We start from the raw sequence: 22,578 nt of genomic DNA, 5'->3' as shown, positions 1-22,578 counted from the left end.
AGTCGACATGATTTGTTAAGCTTTTTTTCTTGATTAAAATTGTTTTTGTAAAAAGTGTTGTAGTTTAAGCATTAATAAGGATAGCGGAGCTCTTCTTTTACTGAATTTGTGGCGGTAATGTTGTGAAAAATTAACTAATGCATCACGACTTTCTTTAAATAAAAAAACTAGCCGAGGTTATTGACTCAGCTAGCTTAAAGTAGAATATGTCTTTTAATAACTGATTGATAAGGGTCGAACAATGACTGTGAGACAGGAGCTGTTACAGCTACTTCCTTATCTGTAATAGCATGTTTAAACGTGATCCTAACAGCATGTAACGCTTGTTGTTGACCTTTGATAGCATGACCGCCATACAGTGTATCTCCAACTAACGGGTGACCTAAGTGGCTCATATGAACGCGGATTTGATGTGTTCGACCTGTGTCTAAAGAAAGCTCAACAAGTGTTTGATTACGTTTGGTGTCACGAAAACGCACGTGATAATTTGTTAATGCATGTTGTCCAGAAGGAGAAACACGTCTACGAGTTGGATGATGGCGATCGCGTCCAATGCTTGCTTGTATCGTCCCTTTATCTTGACGAATAATGCCATGTACAAGAGCAATGTAAGTACGTTTAATGTGGCGATCTGCCAATAGTTGATCAAATAAAGCACTCGCCAACGGGTATTTTGTATACAAAATGGCTCCCGATGTATCTTTATCAAGTCGATGGACATGTCGTGGCTGAGTGTGTAAATCTTGCTGTTGAAAATAGGCTGCTACTCCATTAGTTAGCGTATTAGTTTGTTCATTAGAACTAGGATGTGTGTCCATTTGAATAGGCTTATTAAGAATAAGGATATGTGGGTCTTCATATAACACATCCAATTCAATAGAACTTGTCACCACATTATGATGCTCTGGCTCATATACGTGCAGCTGCACATTATCTTTTTCTTGTAAGTGAGTGGTCCACCTTACAACCTCTTCATTCACCATTACTTTTTTTTCCATACGATAGAGATGAAGCGTTTTACGAGGAATGTTCCATCTCTCTTTTAAATAGTGTTCGACTGTTTTATCTTTCCATTTTTGTCGAATCGTTTCTTCAATCCATTCACCTTTTTTAATTAATGTCATCGCTCTAACCACCTAAAATGAATTACTAATAAGTATACCATTTTTATGAGTTTATTAAGAATAATGTCGTTTTTTGTAGAATGTTTTTTGTAAAAAAGAGGATAGTTTTAGGAGGAAATAACTACCTACAGTTCTCATTTACACTTTATGTTATCCTAAAAGTATTACAAAACAGTATCTCTTTAAAAGGTGGGTCAATCGTGAGAATTGCATATGCAGCTCCGTCAGAGGTAGAAGAGTACATAGAAGAGTTAACAGAACATCTTTTGTATGATTTGTTGCCCCAATATGTATCAGAAAGTGAGTTTAACGAGTTACAAGAGCTTCACCTTTTGAATCCTCTACAATCATCGAATTCTTCGTATAATGGGTTGCTAGAGGAAGCGCTTCAAATCGTGTGTAGCTTGCAAGCTCTCATTGCGGTCATTCAAACAATTCGTTATAGAAAAATAGAGAAAAAACATCAAAAAATCTTTGAAAAGAATGTTCAAAAATTAGAAGAGTTTGGATTTTGTTTTCCTTTTTCAATTGAACACTTTTCAAAAGAAAATTGTGTAACGACGGGTTCTTATCATATAACAAGCGGCTATAAAGTGGCATTAAATTAAATGGTTGTCTTGTATGATATGAGTAACAGAAAAGTCATTTAACCAAAAACGCTTGTCTAGTATCCATTCACTTCTGAGGATATCATAGACAAGCGTTTTTGTAGGTTGAGTCAAACAGGTATGTTTCTTGCTCCTTTTGTCTCGGACACAATCTATTATTTCGATGCTTTTGCTTTTTCTAAAAAGGCTTTAAATGTTTCTTCAGGTTGATTACCTACAAGACGGTCTACTTCTTGACCATCTACGTAATGAATAATCGTTGGAGTTGATTCAATACCATATTTATCCCACATAGAATCAAACTCTAGTAAATTAAATTTCTGTAAATCCACACCCATATCTTCTGCTAGTGGAGCTACTACAGGTGTTGCTTTTTTACAATGCTCACATAGTGGGCTGTAGAAATAAACGGTAACTGTCTCTTTGTTTTCGATTACTTCATCTAATTCATCAGGTAGAATGAGGTTTTGATAGTTTGGATCATCTAATTGTTTTGCAGTTTCAGGATGAATTGTATCTTTACCATATGGATTTCCTTCGGCTTTTTCTTTATTCTGCATGTTTGTGACAAGTACAAGAGCTCCAAAAATAACAAGGATAATAGATGCAAAAAGAATAATTTTTTTCACGGTTTTACCCCTCCTTAGATTGACGCATAATGAAGATATGACAAACTGTAATGATTGTAAACGCAGTAAGCGCTAAAAATGGAATCGTGATAAACCCTAACCAGTTAATGTATTGACCAGTACACGGAACGGTACCACAAGAAATAGCGGCAGAACTGAAAGCTGGTACTTTTTGAATGAGGTAATGATACACTGAGATGCTTCCTCCGATAATGGACAGTGGCAAGATATATTTCGTAACGGTATAATCTTTTTTTGCATAAGCAACGCCTAAAATAATTACAAGTGGATACATGAAGATTCGTTGATACCAACACAATTCACAAGGGACATATTTCATGACCTCAGAAAAAAATAAACTTCCGAGTGTAGCAATGAATGAAACACCCCATGAGAAAAATAAAAGAGTTTCCTTCTTTATGTTTTGCACACCTTTCCCTCACATTCGCTATAATCTCATAAAAATTATAGAGGACAACCCAAAGAAAGTAAAATATATAAATTGGTCTAAAAAGTGTCACATAACGGAAGAGCTGTTATGTGACACTTTTTAGACTTAAGCGAATGCCCCCCCTCCTTGCGGAGGTGGAGTCATTCGCTATAGATGAACCTTTATGGGGGAGTTAGATAGGTCTAGATACTCGTTGTTAAGCATTCTCTCTTTTTGAAAAGCAGTAGTATGTTCTTCCATATAAACTGAGTTTACAAAATCATTCTAACAACATGTCTATCAATCGTGCTGTCGAAAGGAAGGTTCCTATTTTGTAAGTTTTTAAAATATTTTGACATCTTTGGTAGAAACTGTTTAAATGTAAAAAAAAGTAATCTATAATTCTTCCTATACAGACAAATAGGGGGATGGTAAAGGTGAAAAGGGTCATCGTTGGTATTGTTACTTTTTTCTTGCTATTATCCGGTTTTACAAGTACAGCTCAAGCAAGTAGTACAGGTCAGTTCATTATTATTAATAAATCCACAAATCAATTAGCGTTTTTTGATAACGGAAAGCTCGTTAAAACATTTAAAGTGGGAACCGGTCGCAGTATGAGTTACACCCCAGAAGGAACATTTAGCATTGTGAATAAAATTAAAAACCGTCCTTATTATAAGAAGAACATCCCAGGAGGTTCCCCTAACAATCCACTAGGTGATCGTTGGCTAGGCTTGAACGCAAGAGGTACATATGGTACAACTTATGCGATCCATGGAAATAATAATTCAAGCTCAATTGGAAAGTATGTAAGTTCTGGCTGTGTGCGTATGTACAACGAAGATGTCAGATGGTTATTTGATCGCGTAAAACTTCACACAAAAGTTGCCATCGGACAATTTGGTTCGAAGAAGTTTGAAGACATTGCAAAGTCAAAAGGCTACAATACAGCACCAGCACCAGCACCAGCACCAGCTCCTGCTCCATTTGTCTGTAAGAGTGTGTGTCATAATAACCTAGAGCTATCAAAAGGTCAAATTGGTTATGTGCAAATCAACAAACCTATGCCGCTTATGGAAAAAAGAGATGGCAAATATACAGTTGTCGGTACGTTACCAGCTGGAGTAACGTATAAAGTATACGAAGTAGATCGTAACGTAAATGTGGTCAGTGTAGGTGGAAGGTATATTGATCACAATCTAAGTAGAATTCATGTAAGTTATTTACCAACAGTCAAAATTAATGAGTTGAAAAAATACTATAACTATTAAAAAATAGATGTCATATGAAGGGCGTAAAATAAGCCTTCTTCATATGACATCTTTTTATGAAAAAGAGAAATAATAAAAAGAAATGTTTACCTTTTTGGAAAAGCGGGAATAGAAGAATAGATTTTTGAAAGGGTTGTTATAGATATGTCGACAATAGATTTATCAAGATTTGAAAAAAAGATGATTATTCGTAATATCGAACATAAAGATATTGATGATATTTTGGCACTACAAAAATTATGTTTCCCGGGTATGCAACCGTGGAAACGTGAGCATTTAGAAAGTCACTTATCCGTTTTTCCGGAAGGCCAAATTTGTGCAGAGTATGATGGAGAAATTATCGGTTCGTGTTCGAGCTTAATTGTAAACTTTGATGAATATGATGATAAACATACATGGGACGATATTACAGATGAAGGATACATTACAAATCATAATCCAGAAGGATACAATTTGTACGGTATTGAGGTTATGGTTCATCCAGAGTATCGAGGGATGAAGATTGGCCGTCGCCTTTACGAGGCACGTCAAGATCTTGCTCGTGAATTAAATCTAAAAAGTATCATTATTGGTGGGCGCATTCCAAATTATCATAAACATTCGAGTGAAATGTCACCGAGAGAATATGTTGAACAAGTGATGCACCATAAGATTTATGACCCCGTTTTATCATTTCAGCTTATGAATGGATTTACGCTTATGCGTATTAATCCAGGGTATTTACCTGATGACCTTGCTTCAAACAAATATGCGACATTAATGGAATGGAACAATGTAGATTATGTTCGTAAAACAAAGCGTCACTTTAAAACATCATTCCCTGTTCGCGTGTGCGTTGTACAATATATGATGAAACAAATCTCTTCTTTTGAAGAATTTGGAAATCAAGTGGAGTATTATACCGATGTTGCAGCTGATGCAGGTGCAGATTTCTGTGTGTTTCCAGAAATTTTTACTACACAACTTATGTCATTTTTGAATGAACAAGTGCCAAGTAAGGCAGTGCAGCGACTCACTGAATTTACAGAAGAGTATATTGAGCTATTTACAGACCTTGCTGTTCGCTACAACGTTAATATTATTGGAGGTTCTCACTTTGTAGAAGAAGATGAGAACATTTATAACATTGCCTACCTTTTCCGTCGTGATGGAACGATTGAAAAGCAATACAAAGTCCACATTACACCGAATGAACGTAAGTGGTGGGGGATTAGTGCAGGAGATAAAGTGGAAGTATTTGATACAGATTGCGGAAAAATTGCAATTCAGATTTGCTATGACATTGAGTTCCCAGAGTTAGCTCGTATTGCAACAGAAAAAGGAGCAAACATTATCTTTACACCGTTCTGTACAGAAGATCGTCAAGGCTATTTGCGTGTACGTTACTGTGCACAAGCTCGCGCGGTTGAGAACCAGATTTATACCGTTATTGCTGGAACAGTTGGAAACTTACCACAAACAGAAAATATGGATATTCAATATGCGCAATCAGCTATTTTTGCACCATCTGACTTTGAGTTTGCACGTGATGGGATTGTAGGAGAATGTAACCCAAATATCGAGATGGTTGTTATTGGAGACGTGGACTTAGAGATTTTGCGTCGTCAACGCCAATCAGGAACAGTTCGTCAGCTAAAAGATCGCCGACACGATGTATATAATATTAAATATAAGAAATAACGTTTTCTTATCCGTTCATCTATCTATTTATTGAAGGGAACAAGATAAGAAGAGGCAATGTCAAATGGCGCACTTTTTACGTCTTTGATATTGCCTTTTTTGTATGGTGTTTTTTTCTTAAAGTTTTGTCATAATAAGAAAATAGAAAAACTAGTGGAGTGAAAAGAATGGGGTTTAATAATCAACAAGTATTACCGGCTGTTCGTGATATGAAACAGTTAGAGAAATTTTTAGAAAGTGAATTCGAGTATGGCGTCTTATTAGATAGCCAACTAGGGTTGCTTAAAGGGATTATGAATGAAACAAAGCGAGCAGGTAAAAAGCTCATTATTCACGTTGATCTTATTCATGGGTTGAAGCATGATGAATATGCAGTTGACTTTTTATGTCAAGAGTATAAACCTGCTGGACTTATCTCTACGCGTGCTAGTGTGTTATTAAAAGCCAAGCAACGAGGGATTTATGCAATTCAGCGTGTATTTTTACTTGATAGTACCTCGTTACGAAAGAGTTATGAGCTTATTAAAAAAGTGAAACCAGACTATATTGAATTGCTACCGGGGATTGCGCCGATGATGATTCAAGAAGTACAAAATGAAACCACTATTCCTGTATTAGCAGGTGGACTCATCCGAACAGAAGAAGATGTACTAAAAGCGCTACGTGCAGGTGCAGCTGCAGTGACAACATCAGATCGAAATTTATGGCATGTTTCGATATAAATAGGTGTTGACAACGCTTTCAACATCTTGTAATCTATAGACAAGTTAATACTTTGTGACGGAGAAAAAGGAGATCCACAGTGTACCCAAAAACTAATACTAGCAATGGGTGTTTTGTGGACTCCTTTTTTATTCGACATAACGTAAACGTTTACGTAGCCAAAAGGAGGCGTTTCTATGACAGTTTTTTGGGGAGAAGTTATTGGAACTATGATATTAATTGTCCTTGGTGCAGGTGTATGCGCGGGGGTTAATCTAAAAAAATCGTATGCAGCAAATTCAGGTTGGATTGTTATTACAATGGGATGGGGATTAGGTGTTGCGATGGCTGTATATGCAGTTGGAAATATTAGTGGTGCACATTTAAATCCTGCTGTTACAATAGGTCTGGCATTGACAGGAGCATTTGCTTGGGGAGATGTACCAATGTACATTGTCGCTCAATTTTTAGGAGCAATGCTAGGATCAGCACTTATTTATTTACACTATTTACCTCATTGGAAAGAAACCGAAGATGCTAGTACAAAATTAGGTGTATTTGCAACAGGACCAGCAATTGTTAACCCGTTTGCTAACTTATTAAGTGAAACAATTGGGACATTCATTCTTGTTTTAGGTATACTAGCACTTGGAGCAAATGAGTTTACAGAAGGTTTAAATCCACTCATTGTTGGATTCTTAATCGTTAGTATTGGTCTTTCATTAGGCGGTACAACAGGATATGCCATTAATCCAGCACGTGATTTAGGTCCACGTATTGCGCATGCATTATTACCGATACCGGGAAAAGGTGGATCAAACTGGTCATATGCTTGGATTCCTGTTTTAGGACCTGTTTTAGGAGGTTCGCTAGGTGCTGTATTTTATCAATATGCATTTGAAAACAAGACAGGAACAATGACAATTGGTGTAGTTGTTTCAGTAGTGATTATATTAGGTATCACATTTGCGCTAACAAAAATAAAAAGCACAAGATTATCAGAAGGATATGGAAAATAAAAGAGGAGAGGGATAGAAGATGGAGACTTATATTTTATCATTAGATCAAGGAACAACAAGTTCACGCGCTATGTTATTTAATAAAAAGGGTGAAATTGTGCATGTTGCCCAAAAGGAATTTACACAACACTTTCCAAAGCCAGGTTGGGTTGAGCATAACCCGAGTGAAATTTGGGGTTCAATTTTAGCAGTTATTGCAACTTGTTTATCAGAATCAGGTATCACAGCAAAACAAATCGAAGGAATTGGGATTACAAATCAACGTGAAACAACGGTTGTGTGGGAGAAACACACAGGAAATCCTGTTTATAATGCGATTGTATGGCAATCACGTCAAACAGCAGATATTTGTGAAGAGCTAAAAGAAGCAGGTCACAGTGATACATTTCGTCAAAAAACAGGATTACTCATTGATGCTTACTTCTCTGGTACAAAAGTGAAGTGGATTCTTGACAATGTAGAAGGAGCAAGAGAAAAAGCAGAAAACGGGGACTTACTGTTCGGAACAATTGACACGTGGTTAATCTGGAAATTATCAGGTGGGAAAGCGCATGTAACGGATTATTCGAATGCGGCTCGTACGTTGATGTTTAATATTTACGACCTTCAGTGGGATGATGAATTATTAGAGATTTTAGGTGTACCAAAGTCTATGTTGCCTGAAGTGAAACCGTCTTCAGAAGTATATGCTCATACAGTAGACTATCACTTCTTTGGTCATAACATTCCAATTGCGGGTGCAGCAGGTGACCAACAAGCGGCATTATTTGGACAAGCATGTTATGAAAAAGGAATGGCGAAAAACACATACGGTACAGGTTGCTTTATGCTTATGAATACAGGAGAAAAGGCAGTACCTTCTGAGCACGGATTACTTACAACGATCGCATGGGGAATTGATGGGAAGGTTGAATATGCTCTTGAAGGAAGTATTTTTGTGGCAGGTTCAGCAGTACAATGGCTACGTGACGGTCTGCGAATGGTAAAAGATGCAAGAGATACAGAGCACTATGCGACAAAAGTTGATTCAACAGAAGGCGTTTATTTAGTACCAGCGTTTGTTGGACTAGGAACACCATATTGGGATAGTGATGTACGCGGAGCAATGTTTGGATTAACACGTGGTACAACAAAAGAGCATCTTATTCGAGCAACGTTAGAAGCTCTTGCTTATCAAACAAGAGACGTGCTTGGTGCAATGGAGGCAGATTCAGGGATTACATTAAAAACTCTTCGTGTAGATGGAGGAGTTGTGAAAAATGATTTCTTAATGCAATTCCAAAGTGATATTTTAGACGTACCTGTCGAGCGTCCGAGCGTTAACGAAACGACAGCGCTAGGTGCAGCTTATTTAGCAGGACTAGCTGTGGGCTATTGGAAAGACAAAGAAGAGATTGCTCAGCAATGGAATATGGAAAAATCATTTGAGCCGAATATGGATGAGCAAAAACGAGAAGAATTATATACAGGGTGGAAAAAAGCAGTTCATGCAACAATGGCATTTAAATAATAGAGGAAGTACTTTTATTGCCAACGGATGTATGATACAATAGAAACAAGTTAATAAACAGGTTGGAGAATGGGAGAGACCACAAGCACTTACACCCTATTTAGGGGAGTAAGTGTGTTGTGGTCTCTCTTTTTATGTCTAAAATGGAAATTGAAAGGAGAATGACACATGTTTTCAAGTCAAAGTCGTTTAAATACATTAGAAGAAATGAGTAATCAACAGTTCGACCTACTCGTTATTGGAGGAGGAATTACAGGGTGTGGAATCGCACTAGATGCAACAACTCGTGGGATGAAAACAGCCCTTGTTGAGATGCAAGATTTTGCAGCAGGAACATCAAGTCGTTCAACAAAGCTTGTACACGGTGGTTTACGCTATCTAAAGCAGTTTGAAGTGAAGATGGTAGCAGAAGTAGGGAAAGAACGAGAAATTGTATATGAAAATGGCCCACACGTTACAACACCTGAATGGATGCTTCTTCCAATGCATAAAGGAGGAACATTCGGTAAATTTTCTACGTCAATTGGATTACGTGTATATGACTTCTTAGCAGGTGTTAAGCGCTCTGAGCGAAGAAAAATGTTAAGTGTTGCTGAAACAACAGAGAAAGAGCCGCTTGTAAAAACAGATGGATTAAAAGGTGGAGGCTATTATGTTGAGTACAAAACAGATGATGCCCGCCTAACAATTGAAGTAGTAAAAGAAGCGGTAAAACGCGGTACATCAGCAGCTAACTATGCAAAAGTAGAGAAGTTCCTTTATGAAAATGGCAAAGTAGTTGGTGCGGTAATTGTTGATCAATTAACAGGCGAATCTTATAACGTGTATGCAAAGAAGATTGTTAATGCAGCAGGTCCTTGGGTAGATTCACTGCGTGAAAAAGACAATTCTAAAAAAGGAAAGCAACTAAAATTAACAAAGGGTATTCACTTGATTATTGATGAAAGTCGTTTCCCTTTAAAACAAGCGATCTATTTTGATACACCAGATGGACGTATGGTCTTTGCAATTCCACGTGATGGTAAAACATATGTAGGAACAACAGATACAGTTTATACAGGAGACGTGGCATATCCACGTATGACAGTAGAGGATCGTCGTTACGTATTAGATGCGATTGCTTATATGTTCCCTACATTAAACATTACAGAAGAAGATGTAGAATCAAGCTGGGCAGGTTTACGACCTTTAATTCACGAAGATGGAAAAGATCCATCTGAAATCTCTCGTAAAGATGAAGTATGGACATCAGATTCAGGGCTTATTACGATTGCGGGTGGAAAGCTAACAGGTTATCGTAAAATGGGTGAAATGGTTGTCGATCTTGTTGCGCAGCGCTTGAAAGAAAGTGAAGGCAAAACGTTCGATAAATCAAAAACAAAGCATATGCCAATTTCAGGTGGAGATGTTGGTGGCTCAAAAGGATTCCCAGCATTTATGGATATTCATGTGAAAAAGGGAGTCAAACTAGGTCTTACACATGAGCAAGCAGAGAAGCTTGTAAAGCGCTACGGCTCAAACATTGATGTTCTTTACAGTTATATTGAAACACAACAAGATGAACTGAAGAAAAGTGGCTTACCGTTAAGTGTCTTCTTACAAGTGTATTATGCGATGCATGAAGAAATGGCGACAAAACCAGTTGACTTCTTTATTCGTCGAACAGGCGCTGTGCTATTTGATATTGAGTGGGCGAAAAAGTGGAAAGATGATGTCGTTCGTTACATGAGCGAATCATTAAAATGGACAGAAGCACAAACAAATGATTATAAAGCAGACCTTGAAAAACAACTTCATGATGCAGTGGTTGCTGCACCGAGTGACAAAGTTAGCTAACAATTATTTTAATAAAGTGGCTCTTTCCCGTCTGGGTTAGAGCCATTATTATGCAAAAAGTGTAAGAGCAACTATTTTGTGATTAGACATGTTAAAATGAAAGCGTATAGCAAAAAAGAAATGAAAAATTTTAAGCAGGAAGAGTGTTATTTTTGTAGAACTATTGTATGCAACGTTTCGTAAAGTACCATAAGTAAACGAAATGGTAAAGAAAAGTTATGTCTTTTCTTTGTTCATACATATTACCGATCAGCTGAAGGGGGCCTCATCTTATGAGTTGGAAGCAAAAATATGCAGCATGGATTAACGAACCTGCCTTAGATGCAGAAACACGTTCTCTACTAGAAGAGATGAACGGAGACGAAAAGCGACTAGAGGAATGCTTTTACAAAGAATTAGAATTTGGAACAGGTGGAATGCGTGGCGAAATCGGACCTGGTACAAATCGAATGAATGTCTATACCGTAAGAAAAGCATCTGAAGGATTAGCGCGCTACATTGAAGCAGCAGGAGAAGAGGCGAAACAACGAGGTGTTGCGATTGCCTATGATTCAAGACATAAATCACCGGAATTCGCGATGGAAGCAGCCAAAACATTAGCGACTCATGGTATTAAAGCATACGTGTTTGAAGAGCTTCGTCCAACGCCTGAGTTATCGTTTGCAGTTCGTCATTTACAGGCATTTGGTGGAATTGTCGTCACAGCGAGTCATAATCCACCTGAATATAACGGTTATAAAGTATATGGACCAGACGGAGGTCAGCTACCACCGAAAGAAGCTGACGAATTAGTTTCATATGTGAGTGCTGTCGAAAATGAACTTCAAATTGAAGTAGAATCCGAACAAGCACTAAAAGAAAAAGGGTTAATTGAAATGATTGGTCATGAAATGGATGAAGCCTACAACGATTGCTTACAAACTATTTCATTACATCCAGAGTTAGCACGTGAAGTTGGGGCTGACTTAAAAGTTGTATTTACACCGCTTCATGGTACAGCAAATAAGCCAGTACGAAAAGCGTTGCAAACACTTGGGTATGAAAATGTAACAGTTATTCAAGAACAAGAGCTGCCAGATCCAAACTTCTCAACAGTGAAATCACCGAATCCTGAAGAGCCTGCAGCATTTGAATATGCAGTTCGTGAAGGCGAAAAAGTAGGAGCGGATCTGTTAATTGCAACCGATCCTGATGCTGATCGCTTAGGAATTGCAGTTAAAGATCACAATGATCAATATGTGCTCTTAACAGGAAACCAAACAGGAGCGATTTTACTTCACTACTTATTGAGTGAGAAAAAAGCAAAAGGTATCTTACCAGCTAATGGTGTTGTGTTAAAAACAATTGTAACATCTGAAATTGGTCGAAAGATTGCAGAATCGTTTGGTTTAGAAACAATTGATACGTTAACGGGCTTTAAATTTATTGGTGAAAAAATTAAGCAATACGAGCAAACAGGGGAGTACGAATTTCAGTTTGGATACGAAGAAAGTTATGGTTATTTAATTGGTGATTTTGCACGTGATAAAGATGCTATTCAAGCAGCACTTTTAGCTGTAGAAGTATGTGCGTATTACAAGAAAAAAGACATGACACTTTATGAAGCTCTTCACCAAATTTTTGAACAGTATGGATACTATCGTGAAGGACTACACTCTTTAACGCTAAAAGGAAAAGAAGGAGCAGAACAAATTGAACACATCATTTCGACGTTTAGACAAGCTCCTCCAGAAGAAATTGCTGGCCAAAAAGTAACAATTGTTGAAGATTATAAACTAAGCGAGCGCCATGTTTTGTCAGTTCAAACAAAAGAAGAAATTTTACTGCCAAAATCAAACGTTTTGAAATATTACCTTGAAGATCAATCGTGGTTCTGTTTACGTCCATCTGGTACAGAGCCAAAAGTGAAGTTTTATTTTGGAGTAACGGGGCAAACAGATGAAGAAAGTACGGCTAAATTAGAGCGAGTAAAAGAAGATGTATTAAATCAAATTAACGGCGTATTAAGTAGATAAAAGAAGAGCCTTATACTAAAGACCGCTAACAGAAACTTTGGAGGAACAAGGTTTAATGGTAGCGGTCTTTTTTTACACTAATCAAACGTTTGTTTAAAGTCGTTAATCCATTGATTTAAAAGGGATAAAAGAGCATTAATCAAACGTTTGTTTAAATATCTACAACTTTTGATGTAGACAACCTCCACCCATCTTTTGAGAGATAATGGTATAACATTCCTGATATAATAAACGTACATTCACTTGAACATTCATCATGATGCAAAAGCGAGGATACTTCTACTTTTAGATAGACGAGACGAATGAGAGAGTTTCGCCTTCGTAAAGTTGTTTAACCTTTATAAGGGGATATGAAAATGAAAGATCATAAAAAACGTAGTGACAATCGTACCTTAAAAGAAATTGCTGAAACGCTGAATTCAGAAAACGATTTACAAATCATGCTACACGAAGTATTAAAAAAACTGTTGAATTTAACAGGACTTTATACAGGATGGATTTTCTTGATTGATTCACAAGGAAAATATGAACTTGTTGCGGATTATAAGCTACCTGAAGGGCTGTGTATACAAGATAAACGACCGATGTGTAAAGGTGGGTGTTGGTGTATAGACCGTTATAATGATGGGCGATTAAAACGAGCAACAAATATTATTGAGTGTAAGCGAATAGAGGATGCTATTGAGTTTGGGTGGGGAGAAACGAACGGTATTACGCATCACGCAACTGTTCCGTTGCGTGCAGGAGATGAAAAGTTTGGTTTACTAAACGTTGCTTCTCCAAATAAAGTTCACTTTTCAGATGACGAACTTGTACTATTAGAAGGAGTAGCTTATCAAATTGGAACAGCGATAAAGAGAGTAACACTTGCAAAAAAAGAAAACGAATTGATGCTTTTAGCAGAGCGTAATCGACTTGCAAGAGATCTTCATGACTCGGTGAATCAATTGTTGTTTTCACTTGTGCTAACGGCTAGAGGTACAAAGGAAATGACAGAGAACCCTGATATTAAAGAGATGTTGACTTATATGCAACAGCTTTCGCAAGACGCATTAAAAGAAATGAAAGCACTCATCTGGCAACTTCGGCCACAAGGCTTAGAACATGGGATTAGTACCGCTTTAATTGACTATGGGAAAATACTTGGCTTAACTGTTCACATGGATGTGCGTGGTGTATTAAATCTCTCTTCACGAATAGAAGAAGTGTTATGGAGAATTGGACAAGAAACATTGAATAACTGTAGTAAGCATGCCAACGTAAAAGAAGTGTTTGTGACATTTGAAGCCACAAATCAATCTGTTGTGATGACAGTCGAAGATAGAGGAGATGGATTCGTTTATGAATCAAATCAAACGTTACCTTCGCTCGGATTGTTAAGTATGAAAGAGAGAGCAGAATTAGTGAACGGAACATGTCATATTCAAAGTTCGTTAGGGAAAGGAACACAAGTGACAATTTGGATGCCACTGTAGGAGGGGAAAAGATGAAAATTAGAGTGCTAATTGCTGATGATCATCACGTTGTCAGAAGAGGCTTGCTGTTCTTTTTAAAAACGCAATCCGAAATTGAAGTAGTTGGGGAAGCCAAAGATGGAGTAGAAGCAGTGCAACTCGCTAAAACGCTGAAGCCAGACGTTGTATTAATGGATTTAATCATGCCAAATATGGATGGAATTGAAGCAACAAAAAAGCTAAAAGAACAATTACCAGAAATGAAGGTACTCATTTTAACAAGCTTTTCGGACCAGGATCATGTTATTCCTGCTATTCGCGCTGGAGCGGTTGGTTATCACCTCAAAGACGTTGAACCAGATCAACTTGTTCAAGCGATTTACGCTGTTCATCGAGGTGAAAGTCAACTACATCCGAAAGTGACTTCTCATGTTTTCTCTCATTTATCTGCCAATGAAAAGAAAGAAACGAGCTTGCTTCATACATTAACGAAGCGTGAAAGAGAAGTATTAATGGAAATTGCAAAAGGAAGAAGCAATAAAGAAATCGCATCTGTTCTTGTGATTACAGAAAAGACTGTAAAAACACATGTATCGAATATCTTCTCAAAACTAAATGTAGCCGATCGTACGCAAGCAGCTCTTTACGCTGTAAAACACGGACTTGTTTAAGGCATCTACGACTAAAGTTGTAGATGTCTTTCGACTTTTTTAGGAGGAAATGTTCCACCTTCTGTAAGATTTCTCATTTTAGCTTTTCACGTATACTAGTCGTAACAAATGAAAAAATGGAGCGATGAAGATGAAGGTTGTCATGATAAACGGAAGCCCTAGAAAGCAAGGAAGAACAACAATTGTAGCAAAAGAGCTACAACATCAATATGGTGGTCAGCTCGTTGATTTAAGTACATTAGAATTACCGATTTTTAACGGAGAACCACATCAGTATGAGCTAGAAGTAGTACAATTGCTACGTTCTACTGTTCAAGAAGCAGACGCAGTTGTGTTACTGTCACCCGAATATCATAGTGCAATGAGTGGAGCGTTAAAAAATGCACTAGACTTTTTAGGAAGCGAGCAATTTCATCATAAACCAGTGGCGGTTTTAGCGGTTGCTGGCGGAGGAAAAGGTGGTATGAATGCTCTTAGCAATATGCGTACCGTGGCTCGTGCTCTCTACGCGAATGTCATTCCGAAGCAACTTGTACTCGACCCAATTCATATCCAACACGAACAAGGGACGTTAAATGAGGAAGCATCTTTACTTGTAAAAGCTCTTATCGAAGAGTTACACATGTATGCAAAAACGTACGAATTAATGAAACAAGCACAATAAAAAGGTATGTATCAAATGGAACTCACACCTGTCCCATCTGATACATACCTTATTTAATTAGGAGACAACTGACTTTTGCTGATTGGAAAAGTAAGGTGATGAATAAACCGCACGATAAATACGTGGAGAAATAAATGCACCGAAAATGGTAAATATGACGTCTTTTACTCCAAAAAAGGCCATGACCTTCCAAGCTGTAACGTAGCTCATCGGTGCTTCTAACCAATAGTTTACGGCTATAAACATATAGTTCGTGCCAATGATATAAATTAGTGCAATACCAACAAAAGATGCAATCAAGAATGTAGGAAGCGTTGGATCCTTTTTCATCTCAATTATTTTCCCGGCCAAATAAGCGGCAATGATATAGGAAAGTAAAAATCCACCTGTACTTCCAACTAACACACCTATTCCTGCTTTAAATTGTGCAAAGACAGGTGCTCCTGCAAGGCCTATTAGCAAGTAAACAACCATTGAGGTCGCTCCAAGTCGACTTCCAAGTAAAACGCCCGCTAGAATAGCGAAAAATGGTTGCATTGATAGTGGTACACCGGCTACTTGTAAAAAAGGCGCCCATGATGTGATATTTGCCCCAATTGCCATTAATGCAGCAAACATACCAATCAATGTAAGGTCTAATGCACGAAAGCGTGGTTTTGTTTGCATGAGAAACCCTCCAATTATTATGTAGTGTTATAAAAAGTTTAAAGTTAACAACTAATTATGTCAACGGTACATATTATTCGGTTAACATAAATCTTTAACAGTGATGCGATTTTTATGACAGAATAATCAGCTAAATAGAGAACAAAATAAAAGAAGGGACGTATATCCCTTCTTTCTACATATCGTCCATTGTTAATTCAGCTATGTCATCTTGATCATGCTGTGTCGAAGCATGATCAATGTATCGTAGCAATGAATACAATTCTTCTTGAATCACTCGGTAGTTTCGTTCAAAGTTGTACGCATGTAAAAAATGTTCAATTCGTTTAGAAAGAAAATCATCGTTGGTTCGAACCATTAAAATCAATAAGTTATCCCATTGTGATCGGTGTGTGTAATACAGTGCTCTGTCGTAATCTACAAAGTCCATTGTAAGCCCTCCTTTTGAGGAGTTACGTATAGTGTATGACATTTGTACAGTTTCTTACGGTGTAAATGTTGGGGAGATGTCCAATGAAAAAAGACGTAATAATTGATAAAAGAGAGTAAAAAATGTATCAAACGTTTGTTTACAGATGGGGTGGAAATCTGCCTCTTTTTTAAGTGTAGCTTCAAACAACTTGTTATCTCTTCTTACATAAAACAGAAAAGTTCTGACATATCGTGATATATTTTTATCAGAATGTTCGGTTAAATTAGTTATCGTTTTACATTCTGTCTAATGAATGGCAAATGATGAATCGATATAATTTAAGGACAGCACCATCATTATGAAAGGAGAAGATGACTTATGTTTGGAAAATATCCTCGGAAAAAAGTTTTACTCTACAGTTTAATTATTCTTTGTTTTATCGTGATGGAAACACCGTTGATTTTGTTTGCGAACACGTCAGAATCAATGGTGATGGGCATACCATTTTTTCTTTTTTGGAATTTACTCTGGTGGTTTATTACGACTGCGCTGTTTTTAGTAGGCTACTTAACAAATTGGGGGAGTAAAGTGAAGCCAGGAAGTGAATAAGACAAGTTATGATTTCTAAAAAGCTAGATAAAAGGGGGAATGGATGCGATGACCACTGGTGTCCTTATCATTGCAGCTTTTATGATTATTCCGTTAGTCGTTGGCTTTTTTGCCGCTTCAAAATCAGCCAATACAAGTGAAGATTTCTTTATTCAAGGACGTGGTATGGGAGCCGTTGCGGTCTTCTTTACAGTAGCCGCAACATGGTGGAGTTCGTTTGCGTTCTTAGGTTCAAATGCAACGTTTTATACACATGGACCGGTTTACTTAACAGCTTTAGCTTGGAACTTATTATTTGGATTTATGTACTATGCGATCGGCAAAAGAGTTTGGTTTTTAGGAAAGAAATTCAACTACATTACGGCTTCAGATTTAATCGGAGATTTTTATAATAATGAAAAACTTCGTGTAATCGTAGCAGCCATCCTTCTTATTTTCACCATTCCATATCTTCAAATTCAATTAACAGGAGGAGCGTACTTAATTGAAGTAGCTTCTGGAGGTACAATTCCTTTTTGGTTATCTGCTTTAATGTTCTATTTTGTAATCGTTGTGTACGTGTGGGTAGGAGGGATTCGTGCTGTTGCATGGACAGACATTATTTACGGAGCCCTTCTATTCTTCGGAATGATGTATGCAGGGTATTATATTTCTCAAAATTTAGGTGGACCAACTGGTATGTTTGCGCAATTAATGGAAACAAGCCCAGCTCATTTATCACTGCCTGGTCCACAAGGGACAATGGGTTATCCAATGTGGTTTTCTCTGTTTGTTGTAACAGCAATCGGAGCGTTTATGGGTCCTCAAATTTGGTTGAGAATGTATTCTGTAAAAAGTGGCAAGTTGTTTAACTTAATGCCATTTCTACTTGGTTTTGCGGCTATCGCTTATATCGGATCAGTATTAGCTGGTTTCTCAGGTGTTCTTCTTGAACCTAATATTTCAAATCCAGATCAAATTTTACCGATTATGTTAATGAAATATGCACCATTTGCATTAGCTTCTCTTATTTTAGCGGCAGGTGCCGCAGCTGCCATGTCTACTGCAAATTCACAGATTCATGCAGTGTCAACAATTGTGACATTAGATTTTTATCAACGCTATGTGAAGCCAGATGCTAGTCAAGAATCTATCATTAAAGTGGGACGCTGGTCACTTATCATCTTTTCATTAGTTGCTTACTTCATGGCCCTAGTTGTACCAGGAGTGCTAGTGACCATTGGAATCGCTGCTCTAGCAGGAACAGCTCAATTAATTGTCCCAACTATCGGAGCAATTAGCTGGCGTCGTGCTCATCCAACAGCAGCTATCTGGGGGCTTTTATCAGGAGTAGTAGTTGTGTTGTTGATTACATTTATCCCTTCTCTTAGTGCGCCGTTTGGCTTTCATGCAGGAGTATGGGGCTTGTTAATAAATAGTCTTTTATTTGTATCACTAAGTCTTATCTTAGAACGAAAAGATCAGACAGTTATTCAAAAGTTTGAAGCTGCTCGCCGTGAATACAACGAAACGTATCATCAAGAATTATTCGAAGAGCCAATTACAGATAAAAAAATTGAAGAAGTGCTGTAGGAAAGGAGCTCTTTTTACATGGCCAATTATTCAGAAGCTGTCATGTTGACTCAAAAGCTCGTTCAAATTCCATCAGAAAATCCGAATGGGTCTGAAGAGAAATGTATCGCGTTTGTTGAGTCATGGCTTCGGGCATTACCGAATGTATCTGTAAGTACGCAAGTTGTTGAGCAAGGAAGGGAAAATATCATTGCCAAATATGACGGACAAAAAGTAGGTGAACGGCCACTGGTTATCATTGCCCATATGGATACTGTTCCAGTTGAAGGTGAATGGTCTGTATCGCCATTTGAAAGTATGATTCAAGACGGGAAGTTATATGGGCGAGGCTCTTGCGATATGAAGAGTGGGCTAGCTTGTGCGTTAATGATGTTAAAAGTAGTTGCTACAAAGCAAATGAAGCTTACAAGAGATCTATATGTAATTGCGACGGTTGATGAAGAGGGTCCATATATGAAAGGAGCTATGGCTCTTGTAAATGACAACATTGTTCCGTCTAATGCTTTACTTATTGCAACAGAGCCTACTAACTTAACATTAGCAACTACACATAAAGGAACGATCTGGTACGAGCTACTTATAGAAGGAAAGAGCTCTCACGGTGGAAATGCTCATCTTGGGGCTGATGCGGTCCATGCAGCGTCTGAAATTATTGTGCGTTTAAAAGAAAAAGTAGCTAATCTTTCATATGACCACCAGGTTTTTGGAAAGCCTACAATCTCTGTTGGAACGATTGAAGGGGGAAGTAAAACAAACATGGTGGCGGGGTCTTGTCGAGTAGAACTTGATTTTCGTCTAGTACCTCCAATGACAAAAGAAGAAGCCAATGAGTTAGTCGCACAATCAATTCAAGAAGGGTGTGCTTCTGTAAAAGGAGTAAGAGGATCTGTTCAACATTTAGGGTGGCAACGCCCGCCGTTACTAACTTCTCCAGAGAGTGTACTTCGGAGTATGTTCCATGAAGCGTATGAGCAAGTGGTTAATGAACCTTTAAAAGAGAGTGGTTTTCCTGCTTATACAGACGTGACGATGATTGGTTTAGAAACAAATAATCAAAACTTTGTTGTGTTTGGGCCAGGTCATTTAGATCAAGCGCACGCAATTGATGAGTTTGTTGAAGTCGAACAAATTGAAAAGTGCGTAGATATCTTGCTAGAAGTTGTACAGAAATAAATATAAAAAAGGCAATGTTTACAGAGTTTCACACTTCTGAGACATTGTCTTTTTTATGTTCGTCTCATTTTCGCGTTAGGAAGAAAGGAACGTTGCCTCAAGGCTGAAAGTTGACATCAACTTATCAGAGTAATTCATTATTTACCTGTTTGACTCATAGATTAGAGTAAGGAATGAAGGGGGGAGCTTGTTTTGCGTGAGGAAGATTACAAGCAGTTACAATATGCAATTGAAGAAATCACGGAGATTGCGACAGGATTTGGACTAGACTTTTATCCAATGAGGTATGAAATTTGTCCGGCTGACATTATTTATACATTTGGAGCTTATGGAATGCCAACTCGTTTCTCACATTGGAGCTTTGGGAAACAGTTTCATAAGATGAAAGTGCATTATGATTTAGGATTAAGTAAAATTTATGAACTAGTCATTAATTCGGATCCTTGTTATGCATTTTTATTAGATTCGAATTCACTGATTCAAAACAAGCTCATTGTTGCTCACGTATTAGCCCATTGTGACTTTTTTAAGAACAATTGCCGTTTTGGAAATACGAAACGCGACATGGTGGAAAGCATGGCTGCCACTGCTGAACGTATTAAGAATTATGAGTTGGTTCATGGTAAACAAGAAGTTGAAAAATTTCTAGATGCTGTATTATCAATTCAAGAACATATTGATCCTTCCCTTATGAGGCCGAAGCTTTCGTGGACATTAGAAGAAGAGGAAGAAGAGTCTGACGAAACACTTTCGCCGTACGATGATTTATGGAATTTAGATTATAAAGATAAACGAAAGCCAAAAATACAAAAGTTTAAGAAGAAATTCCCACCAAGTCCTGAAAAAGATATCCTTTTATTTATCGAAGAATACAGCCGACACCTTGAAGATTGGCAACGTGATATTTTGACAATGATGCGTGAAGAAATGTTGTATTTCTGGCCGCAGCTTGAAACAAAGATTATGAACGAAGGCTGGGCATCATATTGGCATCAACGGATTATTCGTGAAATGGATTTAACAAGTGATGAAGCCATTGAATTTGCGAAACTAAATGCAGGCGTTGTTCAGCCTTCGCGTACAAGTATTAACCCTTACTACCTTGGATTAAAAATCTTTGAAGACATTGAAGAACGATATAATCATCCAACAGAAGAAATGAAGAGAATGGGAGTTGAGGCGAACTCCGGCCGAGAAAAGATGTTTGAAGTAAGAGAAGTGGAATCGGATATTTCATTTATTCGTAACTACTTAACAAAAGACCTGGTCATGAGGGAAGATATGTACTTGTTTCAGAAGCAAGGGAAGGATTACAAAGTGGTGGATAAAGAATGGACACAAGTTCGCGACCAGCTTGTTAGCATGCGCGTGAACGGAGGTTTTCCTTATCTAACCGTAAATGACGGCGACTTTTTGAAAAATGGAGAGATGTATTTAAAGCACGGGTATGAAGGAATTGAACTAGATGTTAAATATCTAGAAAAAGTCATGCCGTATGTATATCAATTATGGGGAAGAGCGGTTCATTTAGAGACTATACTAGAAGGAAAAGCTGTGACTTTTACGTATGATGGGAAAAGTTTGCATCGTAAAAATCTATAAAAAAGTCGCTTATGAAGCGGCTTTTTTTATGTAAGCACATTATAAAATAAAAAATACTGAAAAGAATGAAAAAAAGTATTGAAAAAATGTATGCGATTTCATATTATAGATTTAAAGGTAGTGATGTTATTAAAAAACATAGTGATGTTATAACTTTAAAAACTCATAAGGGGATGGATAATTATGAAATACTTTTTAGATAGTGCTAAAATTGATGAAATTCGTTATGCATATGAAAACTGGGCAATTGACGGTGTAACAACAAATCCTCGTCATATTATGAACAGTGGAAAGCCTTTTCTAACAGTGTTAGATGAGTTAGGTAGTGAATTCCGTGGTGTAGAAGGGTTTCCTATCTCTGTAGAAATTAATCCTCACTTAAATGATGCACGCTTGATGGTTGAAGAGGGGAAAAAAATTGCAGCTCTATCTTCTAACTTTGTCATTAAGATTCCTTGTATTGAGCCAGGTTTAATTGCTGCAAAAGAACTTGAAAAAGAGGGAATTCGTACAAATGTAACACTTGTGTTCTCACCATCTCAAGCTTTACAACCAGCAAGAATCGGTTCTAAATTTGTATCTCCTTTCGTTGGCTGGAAAGAAAATAGTGGCGAAGATACTAGTCAATATATTCAAGATATTGTAGATATTTATAAAGCATACAACTATGATACAGAAGTAATTGTGGCTGCTTTACGTAATGGTAAACAAATTGTTGATGCTGCCAAAGCAGGTGCACATATCGTAACATGTGGTTTTGACGTGTATCAAAACAGTTTCCAACATGCATTCACAGATTATGGATTGAATGTATTTAGAAATGCTTGGGATAACACACTGACAGAAGTAACAGTTGGTAAATAACCACGATGAAAAGCCCTCAATGGAAATGTGTCCGTTCACCTTTGTTGAGGGTGTTTTCTTATATGTA

21 protein-coding genes are annotated in these 22,578 nt (G+C 37.5%); 16 read left to right on the top strand and 5 right to left on the bottom strand.

Annotated features, from left to right (window positions below; translation table 11 throughout):
• Positions 1-194: 194 nt before the first annotated feature.
• Positions 195-1,124 (bottom strand): RluA family pseudouridine synthase, encoded by a 930-nt coding sequence (locus DIS06_RS14040; protein WP_110113881.1) that lies wholly within the window; start codon positions 1,122-1,124, stop codon positions 195-197.
• Positions 1,125-1,324: 200 nt separating this feature from the next.
• Here DIS06_RS14040 and DIS06_RS14035 point away from each other — a divergent pair, with 200 nt between their 5' ends.
• Positions 1,325-1,732 carry a DUF5365 family protein gene (locus tag DIS06_RS14035; protein WP_110113880.1) on the top strand — a complete coding sequence of 136 codons (408 nt, stop codon included), beginning with the start codon at positions 1,325-1,327 and terminating at the stop codon, positions 1,730-1,732.
• A 155-nt stretch (positions 1,733-1,887) separates the two neighbouring features.
• On the opposite strand, the gene DIS06_RS14030 is transcribed toward DIS06_RS14035, so the two are convergent.
• Both DIS06_RS14030 and DIS06_RS14025 read right to left on the bottom strand, forming a co-directional pair.
• Positions 1,888-2,361 (bottom strand): thioredoxin family protein, encoded by a 474-nt coding sequence (locus DIS06_RS14030; RefSeq protein ID WP_110113879.1) that lies wholly within the window; start codon positions 2,359-2,361, stop codon positions 1,888-1,890.
• Between the two features lie 4 nt (positions 2,362-2,365).
• Positions 2,366-2,791 carry a disulfide oxidoreductase gene (locus DIS06_RS14025; RefSeq protein WP_110113878.1) on the bottom strand — a complete coding sequence of 142 codons (426 nt, stop codon included), beginning with the start codon at positions 2,789-2,791 and terminating at the stop codon, positions 2,366-2,368.
• A gap of 428 nt (positions 2,792-3,219) precedes the next feature.
• Here DIS06_RS14025 and DIS06_RS14020 point away from each other — a divergent pair, with 428 nt between their 5' ends.
• The 10 genes from DIS06_RS14020 to DIS06_RS13975 all read left to right on the top strand — a co-directional run bounded on the left by DIS06_RS14020 (position 3,220) and on the right by DIS06_RS13975 (position 15,613).
• Positions 3,220-4,062 (top strand): L,D-transpeptidase, encoded by an 843-nt coding sequence (locus DIS06_RS14020; RefSeq protein WP_110113877.1) that lies wholly within the window; start codon positions 3,220-3,222, stop codon positions 4,060-4,062.
• Between the two features lie 144 nt (positions 4,063-4,206).
• Complete coding sequence (locus DIS06_RS14015) at positions 4,207-5,742, top strand: GNAT family N-acetyltransferase (RefSeq protein ID WP_110113876.1); 1,536 nt, start codon at positions 4,207-4,209, stop codon at positions 5,740-5,742.
• 167 nt (positions 5,743-5,909) lie between these two features.
• Positions 5,910-6,464, top strand: a complete 555-nt coding sequence (locus DIS06_RS14010) for a glycerol-3-phosphate responsive antiterminator (RefSeq protein WP_110113875.1) — start codon at positions 5,910-5,912, stop codon at positions 6,462-6,464.
• A gap of 177 nt (positions 6,465-6,641) precedes the next feature.
• Positions 6,642-7,463, top strand: coding sequence for an MIP/aquaporin family protein (locus DIS06_RS14005; RefSeq protein WP_110113874.1), 822 nt, complete (start codon positions 6,642-6,644; stop codon positions 7,461-7,463).
• Positions 7,464-7,482: 19 nt separating this feature from the next.
• Entirely contained in the window at positions 7,483-8,973 is a 1,491-nt protein-coding gene (gene glpK / locus DIS06_RS14000) for a glycerol kinase GlpK (RefSeq protein ID WP_110113873.1), read from the top strand.
• A 168-nt stretch (positions 8,974-9,141) separates the two neighbouring features.
• A complete protein-coding gene (locus DIS06_RS13995) occupies positions 9,142-10,809 on the top strand; it encodes a glycerol-3-phosphate dehydrogenase/oxidase (RefSeq protein WP_110113872.1) in 1,668 nt (555 codons plus the stop codon).
• 272 nt (positions 10,810-11,081) lie between these two features.
• Positions 11,082-12,824, top strand: coding sequence for a phospho-sugar mutase (locus tag DIS06_RS13990; protein WP_110113871.1), 1,743 nt, complete (start codon positions 11,082-11,084; stop codon positions 12,822-12,824).
• A 356-nt stretch (positions 12,825-13,180) separates the two neighbouring features.
• The gene (locus tag DIS06_RS13985) at positions 13,181-14,299 is read left to right on the top strand and encodes a GAF domain-containing sensor histidine kinase (protein WP_110113870.1); all 1,119 of its coding nucleotides are present in this window, start codon (positions 13,181-13,183) and stop codon (positions 14,297-14,299) included.
• Between the two features lie 11 nt (positions 14,300-14,310).
• Positions 14,311-14,949: a response regulator gene (locus DIS06_RS13980; RefSeq protein WP_110113869.1), complete on the top strand. Its 639-nt coding sequence runs from the start codon at positions 14,311-14,313 to the stop codon at positions 14,947-14,949.
• 130 nt (positions 14,950-15,079) lie between these two features.
• Positions 15,080-15,613: an NADPH-dependent FMN reductase gene (locus DIS06_RS13975; RefSeq protein ID WP_110113868.1), complete on the top strand. Its 534-nt coding sequence runs from the start codon at positions 15,080-15,082 to the stop codon at positions 15,611-15,613.
• 57 nt (positions 15,614-15,670) lie between these two features.
• On the opposite strand, the gene DIS06_RS13970 is transcribed toward DIS06_RS13975, so the two are convergent.
• Positions 15,671-16,279 (bottom strand): biotin transporter BioY, encoded by a 609-nt coding sequence (locus tag DIS06_RS13970; RefSeq protein ID WP_110113867.1) that lies wholly within the window; start codon positions 16,277-16,279, stop codon positions 15,671-15,673.
• A 175-nt stretch (positions 16,280-16,454) separates the two neighbouring features.
• Positions 16,455-16,709: a YhdB family protein gene (locus tag DIS06_RS13965; RefSeq protein WP_110113866.1), complete on the bottom strand. Its 255-nt coding sequence runs from the start codon at positions 16,707-16,709 to the stop codon at positions 16,455-16,457.
• A gap of 360 nt (positions 16,710-17,069) precedes the next feature.
• On the opposite strand from DIS06_RS13965, the gene DIS06_RS13960 reads away from it, so the two are divergent.
• From DIS06_RS13960 to DIS06_RS13940, 5 genes are all read left to right on the top strand, one after another.
• Positions 17,070-17,300 (top strand): DUF3311 domain-containing protein, encoded by a 231-nt coding sequence (locus DIS06_RS13960; protein ID WP_110113865.1) that lies wholly within the window; start codon positions 17,070-17,072, stop codon positions 17,298-17,300.
• Positions 17,301-17,348: 48 nt separating this feature from the next.
• The gene (locus DIS06_RS13955) at positions 17,349-18,872 is read left to right on the top strand and encodes a sodium:solute symporter family protein (RefSeq protein ID WP_110113864.1); all 1,524 of its coding nucleotides are present in this window, start codon (positions 17,349-17,351) and stop codon (positions 18,870-18,872) included.
• A gap of 18 nt (positions 18,873-18,890) precedes the next feature.
• Positions 18,891-20,045, top strand: a complete 1,155-nt coding sequence (locus DIS06_RS13950; protein ID WP_110113863.1) for a M20 family metallopeptidase — start codon at positions 18,891-18,893, stop codon at positions 20,043-20,045.
• Positions 20,046-20,237: 192 nt separating this feature from the next.
• Positions 20,238-21,647: a SpoVR family protein gene (locus DIS06_RS13945; protein ID WP_110113862.1), complete on the top strand. Its 1,410-nt coding sequence runs from the start codon at positions 20,238-20,240 to the stop codon at positions 21,645-21,647.
• A gap of 183 nt (positions 21,648-21,830) precedes the next feature.
• Positions 21,831-22,511: a transaldolase family protein gene (locus DIS06_RS13940; protein WP_110113861.1), complete on the top strand. Its 681-nt coding sequence runs from the start codon at positions 21,831-21,833 to the stop codon at positions 22,509-22,511.
• Positions 22,512-22,578 lie beyond the last annotated feature (67 nt).

Origin of the sequence: Bacillus sp. CGMCC 1.16541 (assembly GCF_003184905.1) — a bacterium.
Classification (GTDB): Bacteria; Bacillota; Bacilli; order Bacillales; family Bacillaceae_H; genus Priestia.
This window is presented reverse-complemented; position numbering and strand designations above follow the sequence as displayed.

What these genes read in the sequence shown, in the direction of transcription:
- DIS06_RS14040 (WP_110113881.1), bottom strand. Translation starts at nt 1,124, where the DNA reads ATGACATTAATTAAAAAAGGTGAATGGATTGAAGAAACGATTCGACAA.
- DIS06_RS14020 (WP_110113877.1), top strand. Translation starts at nt 3,220, where the DNA reads ATGGTAAAGGTGAAAAGGGTCATCGTTGGTATTGTTACTTTTTTCTTG.
- DIS06_RS14015 (WP_110113876.1), top strand. Translation starts at nt 4,207, where the DNA reads ATGTCGACAATAGATTTATCAAGATTTGAAAAAAAGATGATTATTCGT.
- DIS06_RS14010 (WP_110113875.1), top strand. Translation starts at nt 5,910, where the DNA reads ATGGGGTTTAATAATCAACAAGTATTACCGGCTGTTCGTGATATGAAA.
- DIS06_RS14005 (WP_110113874.1), top strand. Translation starts at nt 6,642, where the DNA reads ATGACAGTTTTTTGGGGAGAAGTTATTGGAACTATGATATTAATTGTC.
- glpK (WP_110113873.1), top strand. Translation starts at nt 7,483, where the DNA reads ATGGAGACTTATATTTTATCATTAGATCAAGGAACAACAAGTTCACGC.
- DIS06_RS13995 (WP_110113872.1), top strand. Translation starts at nt 9,142, where the DNA reads ATGTTTTCAAGTCAAAGTCGTTTAAATACATTAGAAGAAATGAGTAAT.
- DIS06_RS13990 (WP_110113871.1), top strand. Translation starts at nt 11,082, where the DNA reads ATGAGTTGGAAGCAAAAATATGCAGCATGGATTAACGAACCTGCCTTA.
- DIS06_RS13985 (WP_110113870.1), top strand. Translation starts at nt 13,181, where the DNA reads ATGAAAGATCATAAAAAACGTAGTGACAATCGTACCTTAAAAGAAATT.
- DIS06_RS13980 (WP_110113869.1), top strand. Translation starts at nt 14,311, where the DNA reads ATGAAAATTAGAGTGCTAATTGCTGATGATCATCACGTTGTCAGAAGA.
- DIS06_RS13975 (WP_110113868.1), top strand. Translation starts at nt 15,080, where the DNA reads ATGAAGGTTGTCATGATAAACGGAAGCCCTAGAAAGCAAGGAAGAACA.
- DIS06_RS13970 (WP_110113867.1), bottom strand. Translation starts at nt 16,279, where the DNA reads ATGCAAACAAAACCACGCTTTCGTGCATTAGACCTTACATTGATTGGT.
- DIS06_RS13965 (WP_110113866.1), bottom strand. Translation starts at nt 16,709, where the DNA reads ATGGACTTTGTAGATTACGACAGAGCACTGTATTACACACACCGATCA.
- DIS06_RS13960 (WP_110113865.1), top strand. Translation starts at nt 17,070, where the DNA reads ATGTTTGGAAAATATCCTCGGAAAAAAGTTTTACTCTACAGTTTAATT.
- DIS06_RS13955 (WP_110113864.1), top strand. Translation starts at nt 17,349, where the DNA reads ATGACCACTGGTGTCCTTATCATTGCAGCTTTTATGATTATTCCGTTA.
- DIS06_RS13950 (WP_110113863.1), top strand. Translation starts at nt 18,891, where the DNA reads ATGGCCAATTATTCAGAAGCTGTCATGTTGACTCAAAAGCTCGTTCAA.
- DIS06_RS13940 (WP_110113861.1), top strand. Translation starts at nt 21,831, where the DNA reads ATGAAATACTTTTTAGATAGTGCTAAAATTGATGAAATTCGTTATGCA.